The 1,260-nt window shown below is 55.4% G+C and carries 2 protein-coding genes; one reads left to right on the top strand and one right to left on the bottom strand.

Annotated features, from left to right (window positions below; all coding sequences use genetic code 11):
• Positions 1 to 17 precede the first annotated feature (17 nt).
• Complete coding sequence (locus GPK94_RS07315) at positions 18 to 374, bottom strand: TnpV protein (RefSeq protein ID WP_158361358.1); 357 nt, start codon at positions 372 to 374, stop codon at positions 18 to 20.
• Here GPK94_RS07315 and GPK94_RS07310 point away from each other — a divergent pair.
• A complete protein-coding gene (locus GPK94_RS07310; RefSeq protein ID WP_158361356.1) occupies positions 361 to 1,128 on the top strand; it encodes a hypothetical protein in 768 nt (255 codons plus the stop codon). The two genes, GPK94_RS07315 and GPK94_RS07310, sit on opposite strands and share 14 nt — an antisense overlap.
• Positions 1,129 to 1,260: the final 132 nt, after the last annotated feature.

Raw genomic sequence — 1,260 nt, 5'->3', positions numbered from 1 at the left:
GAGGAACAGGTTTAGGGTCAGCTGTTGATAAGCTCCGCCATCAGGATCTCCTCTGCCTGGGCTTTGCAGGTGTTCATCAGGCCCACCCACTTCATGGGATCGCTGGCTTTCAGTTCCTCGGTGGCTCCCGCTTCCTTCGCCAGCTGGGGCATCATCTGTTCCAGTCTGCTCTGGGCGGTCTCGTCGATCTCGATGAGGTGCGGGTACAGCTTCTCGCTCAGCAACATCTGGTTGTAGAGGATGGGACGGTGTTCTTTCAGGTAGGTTTTCCTCATCCTGCCGTACTTGCCCAGGGGTTTCTCCGGCTGCTGGCTCAGCTTCAGGTCGGGAATCAGATAGTCTCCGTTCTGGATATAGGTCATGGGATTGTTCATCTTGCTTGCTCCTTTCTTGGTTGGCTTCGCGCTCTGCATTTCGGACGGTAACGCCGATCTGCCGCAGCACCTGCTGGTTGATCTGGCTGACCGCTGTTCCCAGCGCCCCGATGGTGGACGGGGTGTTGAAATCAAAGATCGCCATGAAATCTTCGTGGTCGAAGTAGCGTTCCGGCTCCAGTCCACAGCGGGACATCAAAGCGTAAGTGATGCTGACGGTGGCGGCTGCCTTGAACTGCACTCCGATGTTATACTCATCATATTCCTCCAAAAAGGAACCGTCAACGATATAGAAGAAGTCCTGCTGATGCTCCGTCCAGTATTCCTCAGCCAGTTTTCCGGCTACCTCAGTGAGCTGTCCGGCAAGGTCATCACCGGAAACATCATAGATGCGCTCCAGCATGGCCTGCACCGAATCCAGATGGCGCTCCTCCAGCTGCCACAGCCAGGGAGTGCGGGAATGTTCACGGGTTCCGGTGTCGGAAATGTCAAAGACATAACGCAGGCGAGGTCTGTCCCCGGAATCATCCACCAGAGCGATTCCCTTGGAACCGCGCCTTACATAACGGCCCATCTTTTCATTCCACAAATCGTACTCCGCACAGGCGGTGGCGTCCGGTCGCTGGGCATAGATCATCAGCTGCTCATGGAACGGGTACTTGTAAAGGCGGGAAGCAGTAGTGAGAAACCCTGCCCATTCCTGCCAGCTCCCCGTGAGCTGTGTTGCCACTTTGTCCGCCATCTGTGCATATAGTTCAGCTTTGGTTGGCATAGTGTTCTGTCCTCCTTTCAGTTTTGGGGTAAAAAGGTGGGGTGGCAGATCGCCACCCCATCCCTGCGGTTATGTTGTTTACTGGTCAAAATCCGGGTACAGCTCCAGTTCGGC

Origin of the sequence: Pseudoflavonifractor sp. MCC625 (assembly GCF_018784545.1) — a bacterium.
GTDB classification, from domain to species: Bacteria; Bacillota; Clostridia; order Oscillospirales; family Oscillospiraceae; genus Pseudoflavonifractor_A; species Pseudoflavonifractor_A gallinarum.
The sequence above is the reverse complement of the archived record's forward strand: the minus strand, read 5'-3'. Positions and strand labels throughout refer to the sequence as shown.